This is a genomic window from Vibrio sp. 1CM7H, from assembly GCF_023161645.1.
In the GTDB taxonomy this organism is placed as follows: Bacteria; Pseudomonadota; Gammaproteobacteria; order Enterobacterales; family Vibrionaceae; genus Vibrio; species Vibrio diabolicus.
Window position 1 is genome coordinate 69,800 of sequence record NZ_JALNTV010000008.1, and the last position, 22,747, is coordinate 92,546.

26 protein-coding genes are annotated in these 22,747 nt (G+C 42.0%); 25 read left to right on the plus strand and 1 reads right to left on the minus strand.

Annotation, left to right across the window (positions count from 1 at the left end; translation table 11 throughout):
• The first annotated feature begins 34 nt into the window (after nucleotides 1-34).
• From MSG33_RS20270 to MSG33_RS20305, 8 genes are all read left to right on the plus strand, one after another.
• The gene (locus MSG33_RS20270) at nucleotides 35-1,552 is read left to right on the plus strand and encodes a fumarate hydratase (RefSeq protein ID WP_005376905.1); all 1,518 of its coding nucleotides are present in this window, start codon (nucleotides 35-37) and stop codon (nucleotides 1,550-1,552) included.
• 173 nt (nucleotides 1,553-1,725) lie between these two features.
• Nucleotides 1,726-1,911, plus strand: coding sequence for a hypothetical protein (locus tag MSG33_RS20275; protein WP_012841654.1), 186 nt, complete (start codon nucleotides 1,726-1,728; stop codon nucleotides 1,909-1,911).
• 263 nt (nucleotides 1,912-2,174) lie between these two features.
• Nucleotides 2,175-3,551, plus strand: a complete 1,377-nt coding sequence (locus MSG33_RS20280) for a YcjX family protein (protein ID WP_182033771.1) — start codon at nucleotides 2,175-2,177, stop codon at nucleotides 3,549-3,551.
• Entirely contained in the window at nucleotides 3,548-4,588 is a 1,041-nt protein-coding gene (locus MSG33_RS20285; RefSeq protein ID WP_248381903.1) for a TIGR01620 family protein, read from the plus strand. Before MSG33_RS20280 ends, MSG33_RS20285 begins: the two co-directional genes overlap by 4 nt.
• 100 nt (nucleotides 4,589-4,688) lie before the next feature.
• Complete coding sequence (tyrR, locus tag MSG33_RS20290) at nucleotides 4,689-6,233, plus strand: transcriptional regulator TyrR (protein ID WP_176319967.1); 1,545 nt, start codon at nucleotides 4,689-4,691, stop codon at nucleotides 6,231-6,233.
• Nucleotides 6,234-6,269: 36 nt separating this feature from the next.
• Entirely contained in the window at nucleotides 6,270-6,854 is a 585-nt protein-coding gene (rimJ, locus tag MSG33_RS20295) for a ribosomal protein S5-alanine N-acetyltransferase (protein ID WP_248381905.1), read from the plus strand.
• Between the two features lies 1 nt (nucleotide 6,855).
• A complete protein-coding gene (locus tag MSG33_RS20300) occupies nucleotides 6,856-7,443 on the plus strand; it encodes an HD domain-containing protein (RefSeq protein ID WP_005396932.1) in 588 nt (195 codons plus the stop codon).
• 13 nt (nucleotides 7,444-7,456) lie between these two features.
• The gene (locus MSG33_RS20305; protein ID WP_046876177.1) at nucleotides 7,457-7,930 is read left to right on the plus strand and encodes a DUF2947 domain-containing protein; all 474 of its coding nucleotides are present in this window, start codon (nucleotides 7,457-7,459) and stop codon (nucleotides 7,928-7,930) included.
• 43 nt (nucleotides 7,931-7,973) lie between these two features.
• Here MSG33_RS20305 and MSG33_RS20310 read toward each other — a convergent pair whose 3' ends face one another.
• Nucleotides 7,974-8,936: an integron integrase gene (locus MSG33_RS20310; protein WP_248381907.1), complete on the minus strand. Its 963-nt coding sequence runs from the start codon at nucleotides 8,934-8,936 to the stop codon at nucleotides 7,974-7,976.
• 234 nt (nucleotides 8,937-9,170) lie between these two features.
• Between MSG33_RS20310 and MSG33_RS20315 the strand changes: the two genes are divergently transcribed.
• The 17 genes from MSG33_RS20315 to MSG33_RS20430 all read left to right on the plus strand — a co-directional run bounded on the left by MSG33_RS20315 (nucleotide 9,171) and on the right by MSG33_RS20430 (nucleotide 22,611).
• Nucleotides 9,171-9,506, plus strand: coding sequence for a hypothetical protein (locus MSG33_RS20315; protein ID WP_248381909.1), 336 nt, complete (start codon nucleotides 9,171-9,173; stop codon nucleotides 9,504-9,506).
• 176 nt (nucleotides 9,507-9,682) lie between these two features.
• Nucleotides 9,683-10,033: a cupin domain-containing protein gene (locus tag MSG33_RS20320; protein ID WP_248381911.1), complete on the plus strand. Its 351-nt coding sequence runs from the start codon at nucleotides 9,683-9,685 to the stop codon at nucleotides 10,031-10,033.
• Between the two features lie 115 nt (nucleotides 10,034-10,148).
• A complete protein-coding gene (locus MSG33_RS20325) occupies nucleotides 10,149-11,054 on the plus strand; it encodes a hypothetical protein (RefSeq protein WP_114324160.1) in 906 nt (301 codons plus the stop codon).
• A gap of 213 nt (nucleotides 11,055-11,267) precedes the next feature.
• Nucleotides 11,268-11,960 (plus strand): hypothetical protein, encoded by a 693-nt coding sequence (locus MSG33_RS20330; protein WP_248381913.1) that lies wholly within the window; start codon nucleotides 11,268-11,270, stop codon nucleotides 11,958-11,960.
• A 138-nt stretch (nucleotides 11,961-12,098) separates the two neighbouring features.
• A complete protein-coding gene (locus tag MSG33_RS20335) occupies nucleotides 12,099-12,542 on the plus strand; it encodes a hypothetical protein (RefSeq protein ID WP_248381915.1) in 444 nt (147 codons plus the stop codon).
• A gap of 2 nt (nucleotides 12,543-12,544) precedes the next feature.
• Nucleotides 12,545-12,991: a hypothetical protein gene (locus MSG33_RS20340; protein WP_248381917.1), complete on the plus strand. Its 447-nt coding sequence runs from the start codon at nucleotides 12,545-12,547 to the stop codon at nucleotides 12,989-12,991.
• A 155-nt stretch (nucleotides 12,992-13,146) separates the two neighbouring features.
• Complete coding sequence (locus tag MSG33_RS20345) at nucleotides 13,147-14,010, plus strand: cell division protein (protein ID WP_068864862.1); 864 nt, start codon at nucleotides 13,147-13,149, stop codon at nucleotides 14,008-14,010.
• Nucleotides 14,011-14,704: 694 nt separating this feature from the next.
• Entirely contained in the window at nucleotides 14,705-15,208 is a 504-nt protein-coding gene (locus MSG33_RS20360) for a hypothetical protein (protein ID WP_248381918.1), read from the plus strand.
• A gap of 138 nt (nucleotides 15,209-15,346) precedes the next feature.
• Nucleotides 15,347-16,240: a restriction endonuclease gene (locus tag MSG33_RS20365; RefSeq protein ID WP_248381926.1), complete on the plus strand. Its 894-nt coding sequence runs from the start codon at nucleotides 15,347-15,349 to the stop codon at nucleotides 16,238-16,240.
• Between the two features lie 245 nt (nucleotides 16,241-16,485).
• Nucleotides 16,486-16,908: a VOC family protein gene (locus MSG33_RS20375; protein WP_248381928.1), complete on the plus strand. Its 423-nt coding sequence runs from the start codon at nucleotides 16,486-16,488 to the stop codon at nucleotides 16,906-16,908.
• Between the two features lie 152 nt (nucleotides 16,909-17,060).
• Nucleotides 17,061-17,507, plus strand: a complete 447-nt coding sequence (locus tag MSG33_RS20380) for a GNAT family N-acetyltransferase (RefSeq protein WP_176320665.1) — start codon at nucleotides 17,061-17,063, stop codon at nucleotides 17,505-17,507.
• A 168-nt stretch (nucleotides 17,508-17,675) separates the two neighbouring features.
• Entirely contained in the window at nucleotides 17,676-17,915 is a 240-nt protein-coding gene (locus MSG33_RS20385) for a hypothetical protein (protein ID WP_248381930.1), read from the plus strand.
• 209 nt (nucleotides 17,916-18,124) lie between these two features.
• The gene (locus tag MSG33_RS20390; RefSeq protein ID WP_064368541.1) at nucleotides 18,125-19,333 is read left to right on the plus strand and encodes a deoxyguanosinetriphosphate triphosphohydrolase family protein; all 1,209 of its coding nucleotides are present in this window, start codon (nucleotides 18,125-18,127) and stop codon (nucleotides 19,331-19,333) included.
• A 153-nt stretch (nucleotides 19,334-19,486) separates the two neighbouring features.
• Complete coding sequence (locus tag MSG33_RS20395) at nucleotides 19,487-20,350, plus strand: bacteriophage abortive infection AbiH family protein (protein ID WP_248381932.1); 864 nt, start codon at nucleotides 19,487-19,489, stop codon at nucleotides 20,348-20,350.
• A 704-nt stretch (nucleotides 20,351-21,054) separates the two neighbouring features.
• Complete coding sequence (locus tag MSG33_RS20410; protein ID WP_025510359.1) at nucleotides 21,055-21,462, plus strand: hypothetical protein; 408 nt, start codon at nucleotides 21,055-21,057, stop codon at nucleotides 21,460-21,462.
• Nucleotides 21,463-21,597: 135 nt separating this feature from the next.
• A complete protein-coding gene (locus MSG33_RS20420; RefSeq protein WP_048626554.1) occupies nucleotides 21,598-22,014 on the plus strand; it encodes a hypothetical protein in 417 nt (138 codons plus the stop codon).
• 138 nt (nucleotides 22,015-22,152) lie between these two features.
• Entirely contained in the window at nucleotides 22,153-22,611 is a 459-nt protein-coding gene (locus MSG33_RS20430; protein ID WP_248381936.1) for a GNAT family N-acetyltransferase, read from the plus strand.
• Nucleotides 22,612-22,747: the final 136 nt, after the last annotated feature.

Genomic DNA, 22,747 nt, shown 5'->3' on the forward strand with positions numbered 1-22,747 from the left:
CAATAATGGAAGCATAACTATAACGAGGCATGTAATGACGGTAATACGCAAGCAGGATGTGATCAGCAGTGTCGCTGATGCGCTACAGTATATTTCTTACTACCACCCGCTAGACTTTGTTCAAGCTCTTGAAAAAGCCTATCACCGCGAAGAGAGCCAAGCCGCTAAAGACGCGATTGCTCAGATCCTAATTAACTCCCGAATGTCCGCAGAAGGTCACCGACCAATTTGTCAGGATACTGGTATCGTGACGTGTTTCGTCAACATCGGTATGGGCGTGCAATGGGACTCAACCGACATGACGGTTCAGCAGATGGTAGATGAAGGTGTTCGACAAGCGTATACGAACCCAGACAACCCGTTGCGTGCGTCAGTACTTATGGATCCTGCCGGTAAACGTATTAATACCAAAGACAACACGCCTGCCGTCGTACATATCAACATGGTTCCGGGCGATAAAGTTGAAATTCAGATCGCTGCGAAGGGCGGCGGTAGCGAAAACAAAACTAAGATGGTGATGCTAAACCCATCTGACGATATTGCTGAGTGGGTAGAAAAAACGCTACCAACAATGGGGGCGGGCTGGTGTCCTCCTGGCATGCTTGGCATTGGTATTGGCGGTACGGCTGAAAAAGCAGCGGTATTGGCAAAAGAATCTCTAATGGAACACATCGATATTCAAGAGCTTATTGACCGTGGCCCACAAAATGCAGAAGAAGAGCTTCGTCTTGATATCTTCAATCGCGTGAACAAACTTGGTATCGGTGCGCAAGGCCTTGGTGGTTTGACGACTGTTGTCGACGTTAAGATCAAAACGGCGCCAACGCACGCGGCTTCTAAGCCTGTTTGTTTGATCCCGAACTGTGCGGCGACTCGTCACGTACACTTCACGCTTGATGGCAGCGGCCCAGCAGAGCTCACGCCACCTAAACTAGAAGATTGGCCAGACATTACTTGGGAAGCGGGAGAAAACACACGTCGCGTAAACTTAGACACGATTACTAAAGAAGAAGTACAAGAGTGGAAGACAGGCGAAACCGTTCTTCTATCAGGTAAAATTCTGACTGGCCGTGATGCAGCGCATAAACGTATTCAAGGCATGCTAGATAATGGCGAAGGTCTACCAGAAGGTGTAGATCTCAACGGTAAGTTCATTTACTACGTAGGTCCTGTCGATGCAGTTGGTGATGAAGTCGTTGGTCCTGCTGGTCCAACAACATCAACGCGTATGGATAAATTCACCGATATGATGCTAGAAAAAACAGGCATCATGGGCATGATCGGTAAAGCTGAGCGTGGTCCTGCAACGGTTGAATCTATCAAGAATCACAAAGCGGTTTACCTAATGGCTGTTGGTGGCGCGGCGTACCTTGTAGCGAAAGCGATCAAGAAAGCTCGCGTTGTCGCATTTGAAGATTTAGGTATGGAAGCGATTTACGAGTTTGAAGTTGAAGATATGCCAGTAACAGTGGCTGTAGACTCAAATGGCGTTAACGCGCACCAAATCGGTCCTGACACTTGGAAAGTGAAAATCCAAGAGATGGAAGCGTAAGGCAAACGGTAATCTTACATTGTCTCAGGAGAGAGAATGTGACAAGGTGCTGATTTACCTAGCAAACATTTGACAAAAGTGCAGCGAAAACTGCACTTTTTGTCTATATAATGTAGATATAAACCTCAGGGCATAGCAATCAAACGTTATGCGAACAATAATTAGGAGACGGCATGCCTCGTTTTATTCAGATTCTACAAATTATTCTTGCTGTAGTGGTAGGTGGCTTTGTTGGCTACGACTTGATCCTTCACGGCATCAGCATCTTTGATGAGAAGTACGTGACCATCACGTGTGTATTGTGGCTGATTTTAGAAATCGCTCTATTTGTTATCTATAAATTAATCGAAGACGACTAGACTCAAAGAAAGCAGGTTTCTGTTCAACACAGTAATCAGCATAAATAGGGTCACTAATGCTTTAGTGTTGATTAAGTAAGCCTCTGAACCACTCAGGGGCTTTTCTTTTTTCATCCTGCTTTAAGCGAATGTTTTGTTCATCTTTTATTAAGGTATATAAAGTTAGACTCATAGAGTTCAGTATTGAAAGGTAAGTATTCATAGATTAATCCCCGAAGTTGCTGATAACGTTGTTTTAGAGCGGAGCAAGATAAAGAAGCGCAATGAAAAGAATAAAGAAAGAAGTCAATGACTTTATCAACAGAGGTATGGACTCCAATGTTCGAATTGCCGTCACCGGGCTTTCTCGTGCCGGTAAGACGGCATTCATCACGTCATTAGTGAATCAGCTCCTCCATACCGCTACCCATGATAATTTGCCTCTTTTGACTGCAGCCAGAGATAAGCGTCTTATTGGAGCGAAGCGTGAACCTCAAGCGAATATGATGGTGCCACGTTTTGCTTACGATGAAGCGATGAGCCAGATCCATGCGACCCCACCTCAATGGCCAGTACCAACACGGGATGTGAGTGAGATTCGCTTAGCGCTCAAGTACAAACCAAATAAAACCACGAAAAAGCTGTTGAGTAAAACCGCAATTTTAAATGTTGATATTATCGACTATCCAGGAGAGTGGCTGCTCGACCTGCCGTTATTGGACATGGACTTTGCGACGTGGTCGCAAACTCAGTTTGATGCACTTAAAGGCCAGCGTGGCGATTTAGCCAAAGCTTGGCTGTCTGAATTAGAAAAGGTGGATCTTTCTGCTGAAGTGAACGAGAAACTACTCGAGAAAGTTGCGCATACATACACCGAGTACCTTCATGCCTGTAAAGACGCAGGTCTTCATTGGGTACAGCCTGGCCGCTTCGTATTACCTGGTGAGCTCGGAGGCGCGCCAGTGCTACAGTTTTTCCCGTGTCGTGCTGATTCGGAAAGCAAGGCGCTTAAGGGCAGCAACTTTGCGATGCTCGAAGCGCGTTTTCAGGAATACCAACAGAAAGTAGTGAAAGCGTTTTATAAGCATCACTTTGCGACCTTCGATCGCCAGATTGTACTTGTGGATTGCTTGCAGCCTCTCAATGCCGGCGATGAAGCGTTTTACGACATGCGCCAAGCGCTAGAGCAGATCATGCATAGCTTCCGTTATGGTCGTAGTAGCTTTTTGCGCCGTTTATTCTCACCAAAAATCGACAAAGTGCTGTTTGCTGCCACAAAAGCGGATCATATCACGCCCGATCAGCATCCCAATTTAGTGTCTTTGCTACAACAAATGGTGCATCCAGCGTGGCAAACCGCAGCCTACGAGAATATCGAGATGAGTTGCATGAGTATCGCTTCTATCCAATCAACCACGACGGGATTTATTTCTTCTGGAGATAAGACGATTCCGGCGTTACAGGGTACGACGTTGGATGGTGAGCCGATGACGATGTTCCCGGGAGAAGTGCCGAAAAAACTACCAAATGCGGCTTATTGGCAAAACAACGGGTTTGATTTTACGTCATTCCGTCCAATGCCCTCACAGAATGATGAGCCAGTGAAGCACATACGCTTAGACAAAGCACTGGATTACCTGATTGGAGATAAATTGAAATGAGTGAGTTGAAGCAAAAACAAGTTTTCTCTGAAAAGGCGATGGAAAAAGAGCAGCAATCGAATCAACCGGAGTTGACGGCGCAGCAAACATTCGGCGAAAAAGAAACATTCGTACCTGTTGAACTTAAAGAAGAGCGCCAGGAGACCGAACAGGAATTGCAACTCGAGCATGTCATTCGTCCAAAACCGGGCAGAAAATGGCTTGCGACTGGCGCATTTGCCACCTTTGCTGGTTTGGTTGGCTGGCAAGCGGTGGACTCGGTTATAACCGCAATTCAAACTTCTGATTGGCTGGCTTTAAGCTGGACGGGGTTTATTGCTGCGATCGCTTCGCTTGGTTTAGGGGCGATGGGTAAAGAGCTTTGGAAACTGCGCAAACTACGAAATCATTTTAGTGTTCAAGAAGAAGCCGAAGCACTTGTTAATAGTGAGAGTGTGGGGAAAGGGAAAGCCTTTTGCGAAACAGTGGCAGAACAAAGTGGTGTGATGGCAGAGAACCCGGGCTTTGATCGTTGGCAGAACAGCATTAACCCTGCTCATAGTGATGCTGAAATCCTTGATATGTATGACTCGATGGTTGTGAGCCAACAAGACAAATTGGCAACGAAAATCGTATCGCAGCACGCAACCGAGTGTGCGGCCCTAGTAGCGGTGAGCCCTCTGGCTGCCGCTGATATGTTGCTGGTGGCGTGGCGAAATTTCAAAATGATCGACAACCTCTCCAAGGTATATGGGTTAGAGCTAGGTTACGCCTCTCGCATCAAGCTACTAAAAGCGGTATTTGTCAATATGGCGGCGGCTGGTGCCAGTGAGCTAGCTATTGATGCCAGTATGGACTTGATGTCGATGGACCTTGCAGGCAAAGTCTCCGCTCGTGCGGGGCAGGGGCTAGGCGTTGGTATTCTCACTGCACGTTTGGGCTTGAAAGCGATGACCTTATTGCGTCCACTACCTTGGTATCCTGACCGTCAGGTTAAATTGGGCACCATACGCAAGGCTGTGGCGGCGAAAGTTGCATCAATTACGATGAAACCGTAACGAATATCAACTTTGATGGATAGGATTGCTTGACGCCATTCCAAGCATGATAGAAACTACTGTCAACTTTTCCTGACAGTCGTGAATTGGGATATTTTCAGTGCGTCTTGAAGTCTTATGTGAAGATCGACTCGGCTTGACCCGAGAACTGCTCGATATTTTAGCGTCTAAAAGCATCGACTTGCGTGGTATCGAAATCGATATTAGCGGTATTATCTATTTGAACTGCCCAGATATTGATTTTGATACGTTTAGTGAGCTGATGGCTGAAATCCGCCGTATTCCGGGGGTGAAAGACGTACGTAAAATCCAGTTTATGCCGATGGAGCGCCACAATACGGAGCTGCTTTCGCTAGTTGATAACTTGCCCGATCCGGTTTTTGCCATCGACCTTAAAGGTGCCGTAGACATGGCAAACATGTCTGCACTTTCACTGCTTGGTCTTCACAAGCAAGAAGTAATTGGTACGCAGATCGGAGCTTTGCTGCCAAGTGTTCGTTTTTCTCGCTGGTCTGAAGGTGTGAATGGCAGAACGCGGGAAAACCTTGTGATTGATGGCTTGGACTATGTTCTTGAGTTGATGCCAGTTTATATCCGAGACGAAGCGCAAAACTCGACCTTAGCTAGTACACTGATGACGATTCGCTCTAGTCAGCAAGTCGCAAGAATTGAAGAAGCGCTACCACTGCATAATCCTCTGGGTTTTGAACACTTTGTTGGTATATCGAACCGTCATAAAGCTCTAATGAACCAAGCTAAGAAGCTGTCTGTGCTTGACCAGCCACTGTTGATTGAGGGCGAAACAGGGACCGGTAAAGAAATGCTTGCTAAAGCTTGCCACAGCCGTTCTAGCCGTGCGAGCAAGCCATTCTTAGTTTTGAGTTGTGCTTCGATGCCTGACGATGTAGCAGAAACCGAACTTTTTGGTCATGCTCCGGGCTCGTTTAACCACGAACAAGGTCACAAAGGCATCTTTGAGCAAGCAAACGGCGGTACGGTATTTCTTGATGAAATCGGTGAAATGAGCTCGCATCTTCAAATCAAGCTGTTACGTTTTCTACAGGATGGTAATTTCCGTCGTGTTGGTGCAGAAGATGAGATGCATGTCGATGTTCGCATCATCGCTTCAACAAAACATAATCTTGCCGAGCTTTCTGAAGCGGGTATGTTCCGTGAAGATTTGTATTATCGTCTCAACGTACTTACGCTCAGCATTCCTCCGTTACGTAAGCGCTCAAACGACGTTGCGCCATTGCTTGAGTTGTTTGTGGCAAAACATGCTCAACAGCTTGGGATTGATAAGCCAGAGTTTGATGATGGTCTAGTTGATGCCCTTGCAAATTATCAATGGCCAGGGAATATGCGCCAATTAGATAACATGGTCCTTCGAGCGCTCACAGAAATGGATGATGGTATACTGAACGCAGAGCACTTCAATTTACCTCAGCCTCAATCAGTCGGCGCTGGTAGTGCAACGCTTAACATCGACGGTTCATTGGATGAGATCATGCGTGACTATGAATCTCAGGTTCTGGAGCGTTTGTATCAGTCATTCCCATCAAGCCGCAAGCTTGCTAAGCGCTTAAATGTATCGCATACCTCAATCGCTAATAAACTGCGTGATTACGGTATCCGCAAGAATTAATCGAATTGAACGAAAAGACGGAATTAATCATTTGTAATGGAAGATAACAGCTCATCTATCGCCGTTCATAAGTTGGACGGTGACTTGCTTCTGCGTACCGCTGAAATCGGTGACGCAGATATGATTGCCGAGTATTTTCAAGCGAACCGAGAATACCTGAAACCGTTTGAGCCGAAACGTGAAGAGGCTTTTTTCTCAGTGAACGGTTGGTTGCAAAAGCTTATCAAGCTCAATGAGCTGCATCGAATGGGGGTGGGGTATTATTGCCTCTTGGTCAGAGCCTCTTCGGGTGAAATGCTAGGTACGATATCCTTTAGTAATTTTAGTCGTTTCCCTTTTTATTCTTGTAACGTCGGATACTCTCTCGCTGAAAAAGCGCAAGGGCATGGTTATATGCGTCGTGGATTAACCATGGCTTGCGATTACATGTTTAACGTACAGAAGTTGCATCGTATTCAAGCCGGCTACATGCCTCACAACAAACGTAGTGAATCTGTGCTAGAGCATGTAGGGTTCAATCGAGAAGGGTATGCAAAAGATTACCTTTTGATTAATGGTGAATGGCAAGACCACGTTCTAACGTCACTTATTAATCCGAATTGGCAACCAGAAGGGCGATAGTATGGAGCGATTGGAAAAGCAATTAGCACTTGTAATCGAGCTCGATAAACTCAAAAGTATTTTGCGCCGAACCCGAGTTAAAAGTGCTGAAGGGCGTCTCGAAAATAGTGGTGAGCATAGTTGGCATGTCACACTGATGGCAATATTGATGGAAGAGCATGCGAATGCACCAGTAGATATTTGCCGAGTGATGAAAATGTTATTGATACATGACGTAGTAGAGATCGACGCGGGGGATACCTTTGTTTATGATACTGCCGCGTCTCAAGAGCAAGTAGAAAAAGAAATTAGAGCGGCAGAACGCTTATTTGGTATGTTACCCAGCGATCAGGAGCAAGAGTTATTGGCGCTTTGGCATGAATTTGAAGCCGCGCAGACCGATGATGCTAAGTATGCAAAAGCACTCGATCGGTTAATTCCAATGCTCTTGAACTACCATAATAATGGTCAGAGTTGGAAGGAGCATGGCGTCTCTCGTGAACAAGCACTTACCATTAATAAACGAATTGAATTTGGCTCTGTTACCTTATGGGACAAAGCGAAAGAGTTGATAGAAGAAGCCACAGAGAAAGGTTGGCTGAAATCGTAATAAAGGAGACTGAATGTCTTATTTGCCTTTGGATGAATACCAAAGAAAATGGATTTTTACGCATCAGTCGATGCCTGTGCCAAAAGAAGATTTGGCTTTTATTAAGCCGATGAGCCAAGCTCGTTCAGCACAATTTTGGAAAGAAAATATTAGTGCTCAAAGCCCTGATATGGATCGACTTAGCTCCCAAGATTGGCCAATGAATGAGGCGAACTGGTCTGAAGTCGTTGATTGGATGGCTGCGTGGGAGTTGGATGATCCGGACATGCCAGCGGAAGTAGAAGCACATATCGATTGGCAAGACGATGTGACCGTTTACTTTTGCTACGAGAAGTACAATGTCATCGAAACTAAGTGGTCGATTTTTAAAAAGCATTGGAAGAACTTTCTCTTTTATGATGATGGTCCAATATTGATTGGACGTCGCCGTTCACAAGCGCTTTGGTTTGATTCAAAAGGCAATGTGAAACTCGGTGTTCGTCAATAGCGAGTTATACAGCAAGCCACCTTTTCGAGGTGGCTTTGTTTTTCTAAAGGCTGGATAGTGGACTCAACACGCCGCCAGCCCCGCGCTCGATAACGTGAGTATAAATCTGGGTGGTTTTTACATCGGTGTGACCAAGCTGCTCTTGTACTGTTCTAATGTCTGCACCAGACTCCAATAAATGCGTGGCAAAGCTGTGCCTGAGTGTATGGCATGTTACTGTTTTCTCGATACACGCATCCGTTGCAGCGCGCTTTACCGCTCTTTGTATTGCACTTTCATTGATATGATGCCTTCTGAGCTCTCCGGTGTCCCGATCTGTACTTAACTTTGTTGATGGGAATAAAAAGTGCCAGTTAAAATCTAGCTCCGCTTTTGGGTATTTACGTCGTAAACCTTCAGAGATGTATACGCCCGCATAACCACGCATGTGCCTATCTTTAAAATAGTAATCTCTTGCTAAGTTAACCTGAGCTTTAAGCGGCTCATGTAACTCTTTTGCTAACGTTACGGTACGATTTTTACCTCCTTTTCCTTGCCAAACACGAACTGCGCCATAATCATAATCGATGTCCTGAACTCTTAAGCGTAAACACTCCATGACTCGAAGCCCTGAGCCATAAAGCAGCTGAATATGGAGTTTATACCTCGGGTCGATATGTTGAACGAATCGTCGGATCTCCTCCCTGGTTAACACAACGGGAAGTTTCTTTTCGGTCAGAGATTTCTGAAATCTCATATCAAGTGATAGTGGAGTTTTGAAATAATCACGATATAAAAATGATATTGAGTTCAGTGCCAAAGCTTGCGTTTTTACCGCAACTTTTTCTTTTACCGCTAAGTAACTCAGGAACTGAACGACATCATCTTCTGTTAGTGTTGAAGGGTGGGCAAGCTGGTGGAAAGTGATAAAGCGTTTTATCCAAAATAGATAACTTTCGATGGTTTTATTCGCATAATGACGAGTAAGCATGTGCTCTTTTACACTAAGTAAAAACTGACTTTTCATGATAAAGTTGACCTGTTTATTTATACAGTCTCTTTAATCTATCACCTCTTTTGTAATTAGCGTCCATTGCGCCGTCTAATTGCGCGCGCGACCACACATATTCATACTGTTTTTCTATTTGTTTCATGCATATAGGTGCTACGATTTATAGCGCTTTTGATCAGAAAGAGGGCGGTAGCTTGCCAGAAAGGAGGCAAATTGCCGTATAGAAAGCGTTATATGCAGGAGGCGAGTATGGATTATATCCCAAATAAGATCGCACTATCAGAGCGGGTAGCTTGCGCGATATTATCTATATTTCTAATTGCCTACGGTGGTTACGGTATATATAAAAACGATCTATACATTCCTGCAAGACATGGAGGCGTTCATTTTAGCAATGAGCCAGCGTGGCTAATGTATGGCGCGTTTGTATGTGGATGTATTGTTATGATTTCCGTGATTATTGACCACTACGATGAACGGAATAATGAGCGTGGCTATAGAATTTTTCGTAACGTATTTAAGTATATAGGCTTTGGGTTAGGGTGCTTTGCAGCATTGTGGAATTTGGAAAATCTAATCAAGTAATGCATATAACAAACAATTTAAGAGGGATTCTCAACGCTTGGCATTTTTGCTTCAACTTCACATTTAGTGTTTATGGCACAATGCTTTAGGTTGGGTGGAGGCGTTGTTCACCCCTTAATTGGGCGTTATGGCGCTTTTCAGAACTACGGAAAATAATAAGAAAGGAATTCTAGGAAATGATACGTAATTTTTACACTTGCGATAAGGAAGTGGATGAAAACAGTCATGATGGCGAAGGCTCAATAGATATCTATCGTGCGTTCAGGCGTAAAGATTTCGATGGTGCATGGGATTTCGCAATTCGTGTCGTTATGCCGTCGGGGAGCTCTATGGGCGAGCATACTCATGGAGACGATGAAGAAATGTATATCATTTTGAAAGGCGAAGGCACTATGACCATTGAAGGTAAGGAAAGAAAAGTGACTTCAGGAGATATGATAGTCAATAAACGCTTTGGCACACATGGTTTGGTTAACACATCAAGTAATGAAATAGAGCTGTTAATAATTCAAGCAAGTCTAAAATAAATCGCCATAACAAAGCATTTAAGAGTGATTCGCAACGCTTGGCAGTTTCGCTTCGCTCAAGTATAGCCAAGTGTCACTCACACCTTAATGCGGCGTTAGCTCTCAAAGGAAAGTTATGAACTCGGATTTAAAGAATAACCTAATAATGGCGTTAGTGGGGGCTATTCTCGCCTCTGCAGGATTTGTCGCTAAGGGATACTTTGAGGCTGAGAGTGAAAAAGAGAAATTTGCTTTCAACCTACATAAAAAACTTTATGATGAGGGGGCAGCATCGATGGCTGCGCTCAATAATGCATACTCAGAACTCTACGCCTTATACGGTGAAGGCTATGGGCTAACTCCTTCTGAGTTATCTGAAAAACACGAAAACCTCCGGAACTCATTAAAAGATCACTCAGATTATATTGGTGAACTTGAGCGTTACGGTACTACAGGACAGATTGAAATCGCTAAAAATCACTTCGATTGGTTTTGGGGAGTTTATTCAGAACTGGATCTACAGTACAAGACTGCAAATCAAGTTGAAAAAAGGGCTAAAGAACTATTGTTAATAGAAGATGTTGCATCTGAACATTTTGATTTCGTAGATAAGGCTCTTGAGTCTGAAATAGAGAGATTGGTCAGAAATGAAAATCGGATATTTTATTCTATCGGTTGGTATAAAAAACCTGTGATAAACGGAATTGAGCAATATTTAAACTTACAGTTTAGGGAGGCTCTTGGCTTGCCAGCAACAAAGGACATGGCGGAGAAAATCAACTCGCTTCCTGAATTGAGACAAAAAAGCAACAACTTTGAGTATAAAGAAAAGAGGCTTCCATTTATGTTTGCTGAGGGGCGTTCCTTCCAAGCACCGACATTAGAGTTTCAAGGTGATACTGACTTTTTTGAAACCAAGAATGATGTTCTTGCTGCAAACGTAAAAATGAAGTTTATAGCTTCTGCTATTGAAAATGATAAGTGGCTCCAAGAGGAGCTAAAAAGAAGAAAAACTACGGCTCAAAAAGAAAATGAGAGCTAACAAAGCATTTAAGAGTGATTCCTAACGCTTAGCATTTTTCATTCCATCTTTGGGTTCTGTGTTTACGGTGGTAAGGTTCAGTTTCGTGGTTGCGTTACTCACACCTTAATGCGGCGTTAGCTTTCATGCGTAGTGATTAACTCTACAAGCATATTGACACTGTTTTTATAAACAGTAATGTTGGTGGTGCATATCATACAAAAGGTTATGGAAATGAAAGTCACCAAAAAACAATATGACAAATGGACGACACCGAGTAAAGCTAGTTACATTGGGCTTTGGGTAGGAGCGATTGGCACCATATTTGGAATTGTCAGCCTCGGGGTTGCAGTATACTTTTATTATAACCCTCCAAAATCGCCACCATCAGCTTCAGATGAATATATTAGAACAACAACACCCACAATTGTTAAATTGTCTGACACTAGTTTTTTGAGTTGGCTAGGTGATGATGAGAAATCATTAACACTATCCTATGAAAATACTTCGAAAGTTTCAGCTCGCAATTTTTCGGCATACTTGAAAGTTAAAGGTGAACAAATCGAGTCTTTTAAATCTGTCGCATTTAAAGACGTAAATATGGATGTTCTTTCTATCCCTGCTAGCCAAAAACTAGACTTACCAGTAGTTGAGTTTTCTCGACTACAAGCATTATTCCCTAATACCATTTGTGGTGTTGGTTTAAAATCTTGGGAGTATGATCCTACACTTTCAGATTCTTCTTGTAATTCAGCTAGTGAAATTACTTCCAGTCGTATTGAAGCTGTTTCTAAATTTGAAACCGTGTTCAATGAAAAAAAAGAAACTTCAAGCTCTATTTGGATTTACACGTGCGAAAAATGTGACTCAGCGGCACTACCTCGATATGAGTTAACAGTTCATCACTTGAATCAAGATAAAAGCTAACAAAGCGTTTAAGACAGATTCCCAACGCATGGCATTTTTCGTTCCATCGTTGGGTTTTGTGTTTACGGTGGTATGGTTATGTTTCGTGGTAGCGTTGCTCACTACTTAACGCGGCGTTAGGCTACAGAAGGAGTTTTGATGAACAGTGAAAATTTTTCGGAAAGCCCCACGGAAGAGATAATGAGTAATGAGCCTCTCTTTGTTAAGGGAGGAGTTGAAGGCGAGCCAGTTAAGTACCTAGGAGTTAAGCCTTACGAGCTTGATAAATATGAATTTAGCATTCTGAAAAAGAAATTCGAAAATAAATCAGTGTGGTTCAACGCCGCACTTGGGGCAACTGCTGGATCTATATTACTTCTTTTTGCAAAAGTCATTCAGTTGGCTTTGACGAAGCAAGAAATATCAATCGAAATTTATGAAATTATTGTGATTTTATTAGGCGCGCTTGTTTCATGGAGATTAAGAAATCCCAAAGTGTCTGATGAAGAATTGGAGCAACAAGGAATTGTGAAAGATATAGACGATTGGTTTTCTCAAAACCCTAAGAGAAATATTCATGTTACACCGAAGAGAGGGAGGTAATAATGAAACTAGAATCACTTCCTACGCAATTTAAACCATTTAAAGAGCTTGAAATTGCTAAAAATAAGTTAATTGATGGTACAGCTTTAATAACAGTAAATGAGTTTATTCCTTTTCTTATTGGCTCAAATGAGCAGCCAGAAGTATGGATTAACATTCCGTCAGATCCTAAAGGGGAGCAATGGCAGCCATTAGTCAGAAAGAACAGATCCTTACATAATGCTGTGATTGTTAATGTTACTGACTCAATGGTCACAGTTAATACTCCTGATGGAGTAGTATTAGAGGTTAAGGCTAAGTCAAAGAGTAAAGCTGAAATCACAAAGTTAGACTTACGACCCTTTGGGATCAACGTGTACCTCAAAGGCGGTGCGCTTAGTGTAATGAATAATCGTTTGTCTGGTAATTCGATTATCGGTGCTAAAGTAATGATTGGCATCGGAGCCTGATAGCCTAACAAAGCGTTTAAGACAGATTCCCAACGCATGGCATTTTTCATTCCATCGTTGGGTTTTGTGTTTACGGTGCTTTGGTTTAGGTTAGGTGGTGGCGTTGCTCACTACTTAACGCGGCGTTAGCTGTATTGTGAGATTCAAGGAAAACTATGAGTGAAGTAGAACAATGTAACAGTCGGAATATTCCATTACCAATTCAACGTGAAGTTCGTCAGAGATGTGGTTTTGGCTGCGTTATTTGTGGTTTGCCGCTATATGAATATGAGCATATGGAGGAGTGGGCTGTAGTAAAGCGCCATGTCGCTGATGAAATTACACTATTGTGCGACCAGCACCATAGAGAAAAAACTGGCGGACTACTTCCCGTTGAGGTGGTGAAAGCTGCAAACAAAGCACCGTTTAATCTGAAAGACGGAAATTCAAAGCCTTACAACTTACACTTTGCTGGGACTGAAGCAACAATAGAGATTGGTAGCAATAGCTTTACCTGTAAAGATAATGGTTATGGAACAGCAATGGTTCCAGTAAGCGTTGATGGTACACCATTGATTGGATTGATCTTAGCTGACGGTCATCTTTTGCTGAATCTGGTTGTATTTGATGAATACAACGCACCTGTGCTTCACATCAAAAATAACCAACTTATCTATTCGACGTCTCCGTGGGATATACAGTTAGTAGGAAAAAAACTAACTATTAGAGAAGCGCATAAAAAAATTCTATTTGAAATAGAGTTCTTCCCTCCTAATCGTGTAGTCATTAATCGTGGACGCCTGTTGAGAAATGGAGTCGAAATTCTAATAAGACCAAGCAATATTCTAGTAACGAATAACTCGACTTTACTCAGCGATTGTCATGCCCATAATTGTTATGGTGGTTTAATAATTGGCTACCATGATAAACCTGTTGGTGGCTTTATGGCACTACAGAGTGTCCCTCGATATTTAGGTGATCGAACTGAAGCATTGAGGTTTGAGAAGGAGTCACTTCAGCGTATGGAGTCATACAGCTAACAAACTGTTTAAGAGTGATTCGCAACGCGTGGCATTTTTACTATGCGTTGATTTAAGTGTTTAAGGTGGTATGCGGGAGCTTCGGTATTGCGTTGCTCACACCTTAACAGGGCGTTAGTTGCCAAGAAGAAATCCGCAGCCAAGTTACAGAATCTAAAGGTAAAAAATCAAGGTTAAAGCTGTTATCTTGACCTTCAAACCGAGAGTTTAACTTTTGGCTAAGATCCAAATATCGCATCGTTTAACTGTTTATTTTCTTCTTTGGGGTTGCGGTTTTTGAGTTAAACGAGTCAAAGTATGTTTTGCTGAAATTGTTCGGTGAGTTTGTCGTTTCAAAATCCGATTTACTTGCTGAAAATCCGTACTGTGAGATTATCTTTCCAAAAGAGCTTTTTGGTGTTGTCAGTCTGCTTTCTACAGCGTTGTTTGTTCCAAGTGGTTTCAGTGAGAAGCACTTTGGCACTACGCCTGACTTAAATACATAAAAGCCCATTAAGTTTGTTGTTTGCAAAGTTTAAAGTGACGTAAAATCAGCGTATTGGAAGTGGCAACTAACAAATTGTTCAAGAGGGATTCGCAACGCGTGGCAGTTTTGGTTTGCAGTGAGTTTTGTGTTTAAGGTGCAATGCGGCAGCTTTTGTATTGCGTTGCTCACTACTTAATTGGGCGTTAGAAAACCAGTGAGGTTCCGAATATGTCAATAAAACAAGAAGTTATGAATTGGGATCAAAAGTCAGCATCTGATATTGAACAGATCTATGTTACATACCAACAGACTTCAAAATTTGAACCACAACTCATTGAGCTTTGTCTAGACGAAAGTTTGAGTGTAGGTGGAACTTGGTTAGTTAAATTTCACATCGAGCACGGTGGTACTATCAATGCCCATGATATGCAAAAGGTACTGACTAAGTTGCCAACTTACGACCACTGGGAATCAAAGCTTCACATATTGCAGGTTTTATCTCACTTCGAAGTTAGTCGTAAAACTCGAAAAGTTCTCGAACCGTTTTTGAAACACGGCTTATCAGATACAAATAAGTTTGTTAGAGCGTGGAGCTTTAACGGGTTATATGAGTTAGCTGTGCAGTACCCAGAGTTACAACAGGAAGTGACTGACCTTTTAAATCTTGCACTAAAGAATGAGCCAGCATCAGTAAAAGCTAGGGTTCGCAAGCTCCTCAAAAAAGGTTTCTAACAAAGCATTTAAGAGGGATTCACAACGCTTGGCAGTTTTGGTTTGAATCAGCTTTAGTGTTTACGGCACAATGGTTCAGGTCGGGTGGTTTTCGTTGTTCACCCCTTAATGCGGCGTTATGTGAAAAGGAATAAAAAATTGAATCGCGTATTTTATCGAGAGTTGATAGAGCACGATCACGTATACACCGATAGCGGTGATGATGAAATTGGGTTGATGATGCGCTCATCATTTAAGTCGGGGCGATGCCCTGTATGCGTTGGTGATACATCAGTTTATAGCCATGTACCACAAGACCAAGTTCCTCCTCCTGAGCCGTATACTTATTACAGTATTATGAAACCAGTGATGCTTGTATGCGGAAAGTGTGGATGGTGGCAGTCTAAAGCAGAATGCGTGATGAAGAGCCACCCATCGCTCACTAAGTCAATAGAACAGAAAGGTGAATGGGCATATAGCTACCACCCAGTTATAGAGCAAGTTAATATTTCTTCTAATCAAGTTGCTATAGCGGATATTCGTCAGCACTTGCTGAAAAACTGGGAAGATCGCAAGTTTATTTCGGCGGGAAAAGCTGAATCACTAGTTGAGTCTTTGCTGAAGGAGCACCTAAAGTGTGATGTTTTTAGTTCTACAGCGAACGTAAATAAACCTGATGGTGGAATAGACTTATTTGTCGCTCATGAAAATGGGGAAATTAAAGCTGCGGTTCAAGTTAAAAGACGTATTTCGAAAAATGTTGAGCCAGTAACAGAAGTCAGAAATTTTGTTGGTGCTTTAGCTATAGAGAACATACAAAAGGGTATTTTTGTCACCACAGCAGAACGGTATTCTTCAATAGCTCTCGATATTCCTGAGAAGTTAAATAGTCGATTAGAACTAGATTTAATTGATGGTAATAAATTGTTCGAAATTCTAAAATGCTTTACTAAACCAGAGGATATCATAATTCCTCCATACGTAAATACTAGTATGGTGTGGAAAGATAAAAGTGGTCGCTCATTTGGCTTAGAAGAGATTTTAAATATATAAGATTCTTCATTCGTTGAACAATTCACATAACAAACTGTTCAAGAGTGATTCGCAACGCTTGGCATTTTTACTATGCGTTGCGTTTAGTGTTTAAGGTGGTATGCGGTGGCTTTGGTATTGCGTTGCTCACACCTTAACAGGGCGTTATGCGATTAAATAGATCTCAGCTTGACCTCAAGTTAAATTGAGGTGTTAGGTTGCTTTTGATTGATACTTCAGTTCATTGATAAAAAGGATGATTGAATATGACAAAGATCGAGCATTTAAATATTACAGTTCCAGATATTGACGCAGCATTGGCGTTTTTAGCCATTGTTGCGCCCGACTTCAAAGTACGAAAAGATGTTAAATCTCTAGATAGACATCGTTGGGCTCATGTCGGTAACGAACGAAGTTATTTCGCACTTCAAGAGCCTCACTTAGATTCACTTACTCCAAATGCCATTCAAAAGACATATAAGAACTACGGTGTAAACCACATTGGCTTAGTTGTAGACAACCTCGCAACAATAGAGAATGTTCTGGTTGAACAAGGCTACCGCCGAGGCATTATAGCTCCCGAAGAAACATACCGGAAAAGGGCATACTTTTTCGATAAAGCTGGCTTTGAGTGGGAATTAACTGAATTTTTGTCTGACATACCCGATGAAATGTATTTATATGAGTAAATGGAAAAATCGCATAACAAACAATTTAAGAGGGATTCCCAACGCTTGGCATTTTTGCTTCTACTTCAAATTTAGTGTTTATGGCACAATGCTTTGGGTTGAGTGGTAACGTTGCTCACCCCTTAATTGGGCGTTATGTGCTCGGAGGAAATATGCAATATATCGAAGTCAAAAGTAGCGAAATTCCACTAGATTTATTGCTTGAAGCTGATCCTTCTGAAGCTAATATCGCTTCATATTTATCTGATTCATGGTGCTTTGCTGCATTAGGCAATGAGCAAGTTTTAGCTGCTTGTATCGTTAAAGCGCAGACCAACAGCCTTGCTGAGATATTTAATATATCTGTATCTCCAGAGCTACAAGGTCAAGGTATTGGCTCTAAGCTGCTAAAGTTTGTTCTATCTCAGTTACCAAGCAAGGGAATTAATCGTGTAGAGCTTGGTACGGGTACATTTGGCTATCAACTGACTTATTATCAGCGTTTAGGCTTTCGAGTAGACTCAATTATCAAAGACCATTTTTTGCTAAACTACCCCGAGCCAATCTATGAAAATGGTATTCAACACAAAGACATGCTGAGATTGTACGTAAATATTTAGTACGCACATAACAAAGCATTTAAGAGTGATTCACAACGCTTGGCATTTTCAGTTCAATGTTGAGTTTCGTGTTTACGGCTCAATGGTTTAGGTTCGGTGGAAGCGTTGCTCACACCTTAATGCGGCGTTAGTTGCTAGGTGCTAAATCGGCTTTTAGAGGTAATCAAATTGGTCCAAACTTACGGTTCTGAAGAAACAAAAGCGTTTTGCTGCAATTGCAAAAAGGTGACTCTTCATAAGTATGAGAGCTTCTCTAAATCAAAGGAAACCACGGATACAGAAGTTAAAGGTTTCTTTTCAGGTTTACTCGCCACGATAGCAAGTGTGTTAATGGAGGGTGAACCTACGGGTGATTACAAGTGTAAAGTCTGTGGTACGAACCTCCATACACCAGACCATCTAGACTAATGTTTAGTGTATATCAGGTAAGTACTATGTAGTAAGTTAAACAACTAACAAGGCGTTTAAGACGGATTCACAACGCTTGGCATTTTCAATTCAAGTCAGCTTAAGTGATTAAGACACAATGGTTTAGGTTATGTGGTCGCGTTGTTCACCACTTAACGCGGCGTTATAAGCCAAGGTTAGTTGGTTAGATAATTAATAAAGAGAAAAATATGTACGATAATGAAGTAATTGAGTATGCGAGAGAGCAAGAGAATATAATCTCTAAATTAGAGTATCGTGTACACGAGCACGATGATGGACGTTCTGAGCACCGCCAAGATCTGATGCGTGATTATGCACGAGTTCTATACTCATCATCTTTTAGACGTCTGCAAGGTAAGATGCAATTACTTGGTGTAGATGCTAATAAGTTCAATCGAAACCGACTCACGCATAGTTTGGAAGTGGCACAAATTGCTCGCTCTATTGCTTACGATCTCAAGTTGCAGCATACAGTTGTAGCTGAAACTGCATCGCTAGCACATGATATTGGTAACCCGCCTTTTGGACATTATGGTGAAGTAGTACTTAACGACTTGAGTTCAGGGTGTGGTGGTTACGAGGGAAATGCTCAAGCATTCCGAATTTTACGTACTTTAGAAAAGAAACATTACGCGTATCCAGGGCTAAACCTAAATGTGCGCACTCTCATGGCTATAACCAAATACTTCTTCAATAAGCAGCAGAACAGTAAAAAGTTCTTATATGATGCCGATTATGATTTTTTAAAAGGCGAACTTGAAAGTAAAGGAGTTGCCGTCACCAAGAGTATTGATGCTGAGATAATGGATTTAGCGGACGAAATTGCCTATGCAGCACATGACTTAGAGGATGCGCTAAGCTTTGGCATGATTAGTTTAGGTGAAATAGTTCATGAGTTTAGCATTAGCGACAAGTTCAAAGATGCATATCCAACCATGGCTACGATTGCGAAAGATGCGCAAAGTGTGGCTATGAAAGCTAGTCGTAGTGGTACGTCAGAAGAGTATGCAATTGTTCTCAAGAAAGAGCTGACGTCAAAAATAGTTAATACCTTATGCTCTGACATTGGTTTAGTTGATGGTTGTTTAGGTTACAAAGAACATGCAAAACTAGCTGAGGGGCTGAAAAAACTGTTGTTTAAAGCAATTCTTCGTAAGAAAGACATTCAGCTTTACGAGCGAAGAGGAGAGCAGATTATTCGTGGTTTGTTTGAGGTTTATTCTGATGAAAAATACAACAAAGATAACATCTTACTACCACCAGAATTGCGCGCAATTAATGACTGCAAAACTCGCTTAGTTACTGACTACATCTCAGGCATGATGGACTCATATGCAGCTCAGGAGTATGAAAAGTACTTTGGTAAGGGTAGCGCAGATAAATTCTATTTTAAGTAGAGTTGGCTTATAACAAAGCATTTAAGAGTGATTCCCAACGCTTGGCATTTTTCATTCCATCGTTGGGTTTCGTGTTTACGGTGCTATGGTTTAGGTTAGGTGGTAGCGTTGCTCACACCTTAATGCGGCGTTAGGTGCTAGGAGGTATAAACGTTGACTAATTTATACATTATCGGCAATGGATTTGATTTGTGGCATGGCTTGCCAACGAGTTATCACGAGTTTTATGAATTTGCTCAGGATACACTTGATGAGTTGGGAAACTATTACCTCTTTGATTTGAGTGTTCACGAGCCTTGGCATGATTTTGAAAATGCTCTAGGTGCTTTTGATGCGGACGGTTTTTTCGATTTTCACAACGAAGTTGATATTGCTTCGGATGATTTCAGACCTAGTTTCATATATGGTTTGGAAGATGAAATTACGGAGCAAACAGACATACACGTTTCATCAGTACGAGAAACTTTTACTGGTTGGGTTAACCAACTTGATGTGAGTGTTGCTGAACAGAAAATGACTTTTCCTGAAGATTCTCAGTTCATAACCTTCAACTATACATCAACTCTCCAAGCTGTGTACGGTATTGAAGATAATCATGTATTCCATATTCATGGTCGTGCTGAAACACATGATGAACTAATTTTTGGACATGGTGAAACTATAGTTGAGCCTGCTGAGTTTGACGAAGACGGTGAAAGCACCAGAGATATGTTCTCAGGCGCTCAAAGCGGTGCTCGTTATCCTTTATATGCATTAAAAAAGCCAGTAGCTGACGTCATTGAGCAACATGAATGGTATTTTGAGCAACTCAGTAATATCGAAGAGGTTGTCATAATAGGACATTCTTTGAATACTATTGATCAGCCATATTTCGCGCGTATTGCTCAAATTGTTCCAGAAGCGACTTGGAAAGTTTGTTGTTACTCTGAGGACCAAGAAGATATTTTCACACAAAGCCTCATTGAGTGCGGTGTTAATCGCGACAAAATAGAAACAATTGCATACAGCGACCTATAGCATCGTGGAAAACGCACCTAACAAACTGTTTAAGAGTGATTCGCAACGCGTGGCATTTTTGCTATGCGTTGCGTTTAGTGTTTAAGGTGGTATGCGGGAGCTTCGGTATTGCGTTGCTCACACCTTAACAGGGCGTTAGTACGGGTTTGGCAAAAAGGTTAAAAGTTCCAGTGTTTATCGGCTTCGTTTCCTAGCTTTACACCGGAAACGGAGTGCCTTTCACGTTCTTTCCGGTGGCACTATGTGCGGAGTGCTCGCGTCGATTTCACCGTTTACGGTTTCTAACTTTTGGGTTATTTCTCTGGCGCGGTTTCTTTTTTGTTGTTGGCTTTTTAGCCTTCAATTCTGTACTTTGGTGTGGTTGTCAAAGTTCGGTGATCGAATCCTTTGCTAATTTGAATCTGGTCAAAGTAGGGTAGTTTAGTGTGTATTTCTTCTAGCCAACTTGCGTTTTGGGATTGAGCTCTAGTTTGGCCGTTGTCCGTTTGGCTTCAGCGTTTTAAGCCACAAGTTTCGTGCTATATTTCAATATCTTGGCGCAAACCAAAAGGTTTAGGAACAGCGTACTAACAAACAATTTAAGAGTGATTCGGCACGCGTGGCATTTTTACTATGCGTTGAATTTAGTGGTTAAGGTGGTCTGCGGCGGCTTCGGTATTGCGTTGCTCACCCCTTAGCAGGGCGTTAGGCACTTAGGAGTTTTAGTGGAAAATTTTATTCAGTTAGTTGTAGCTTTCGGTGCCGGTGGGTTGCTTGTAAAACTAATCGACATTTTTGTTCTTCAACCGTTCATAGTAAAAAAAGAGTTAAACAATTGGCTTAGAGATAAAAAGTTAGCTGCCTATTCAGCTGCAGTGGAAGATTTAGCCAATATGGGTTTTAAAAATGAAGGTAAATGTCCGTTTGAAGATTTAGGTTCTTTATCACAAACCCTTTTACTTGTTGAAAGTACTGAACTGCAAAAACTCATCGATAGTCATATGTTTGATCGCGCGGAATTACATGATTGTGAAACGGGTTCCCAAAAGGAAAGTGAACTTTTTGATAAAGTAGACTCGAATGCAAGGCAAATTATTAGTGCGTTAAGGGACGACTTGCGAAAAGGCGCCTAACAAATTGTTCAAGAGTGATTCGGCACGCGTGGCATTTTTACTATGCGTTGGTTTTAGTGGTGAAGGTGGTATGCGGAGGCTTCGGTATTGCGTGCCTCACACCTTAACAAGGCGTTATGCTCTCAGGAGGGAGTTGTGTATCTCAGGGAAAAAGATAAAGCTTTGAATAAAGGTGCAATTTTAATCGGCACTATAGGTATTATCGTTATTTCTATTGCATCAGGAAGCTTATTTGTAGCGCTAGGTTTGAGCTCGATAGCCGCAATTAGCTTATGGTTACAGCAAAAGTTTCCGGATAAAAATGGTCTTTACAGCATCGAGGTTCTAGGTGGGCGTATTAGTCTTAAACTGGGAAATAGCGCACTTTGGCATTTGAGTGTATGTGATGTTGAGTCCTATGATACGACTTACTCAAGGGACGGTGCAGTGATCAAAGAAATTACTTTAAAAACGGTGAACGATAGTTATGTCTTACCAAAACTAGATCGCTTTGAAACTACCGCAGTTTTGGATCTTGTAAGTCTTTTGCAAACCCTAAAAGAACGAGCATAACAAATTGTTCAAGAGTGATTCGGCACGCGTGGCATTTTTACTATGCGTTGGTTGTAGTGTTTAGGGTGTTATGCGGAGTCTTCAGTATTGCGTGCCTCACACCTTAACAAGGCGTTATGTGCTTTGGTGGAAATGAATATGGAAATCACAATCAGGCGTATCGAAACAGAAAGCATTGAGGACAAAGGTATATTCGAGGCTTTGTTTAGAGAATACCTATCTGAACTCTCAGTTGAGCTAGATCTCGCAGTAATTGCTCAGCTATTTTCATTGCCTTATTTCCACGGATTTATCAGTTTTGCCGACGATAAGCCCGCCGGTTTTGCGGTTTGCTTTGAATCGTTCTCAACTTATCGTGCGCAAAGAGTGATGAATATCCATGACTTTATGGTGTCGGACAATTTTCGCAGTAAAGGTGTTGGCAAGGCGCAGATGAATGGTATCGAACAGTATTGTCGTGATAATGATTACCTCAAAATCACATTAGAGGTCGGTGATGATAATGTTGCAGCTAAAAAGCTCTACAGTTCATTGGACTACGAAGATTACAGAGTCGCTTTGAAAGGGCAGCAACATTGGCAAAAGTACCTCAATTAGCACGCACATAACAAACTGTTTAAGAGTGATTCGCAACGCGTGGCATTTTTACTATGCGTTGGTTTAAGTGATTAAGGTGGTATGCGGCGGCTTTTGTATCGCGTTGCTCACACCTTAACAGGGCGTTATACACTAG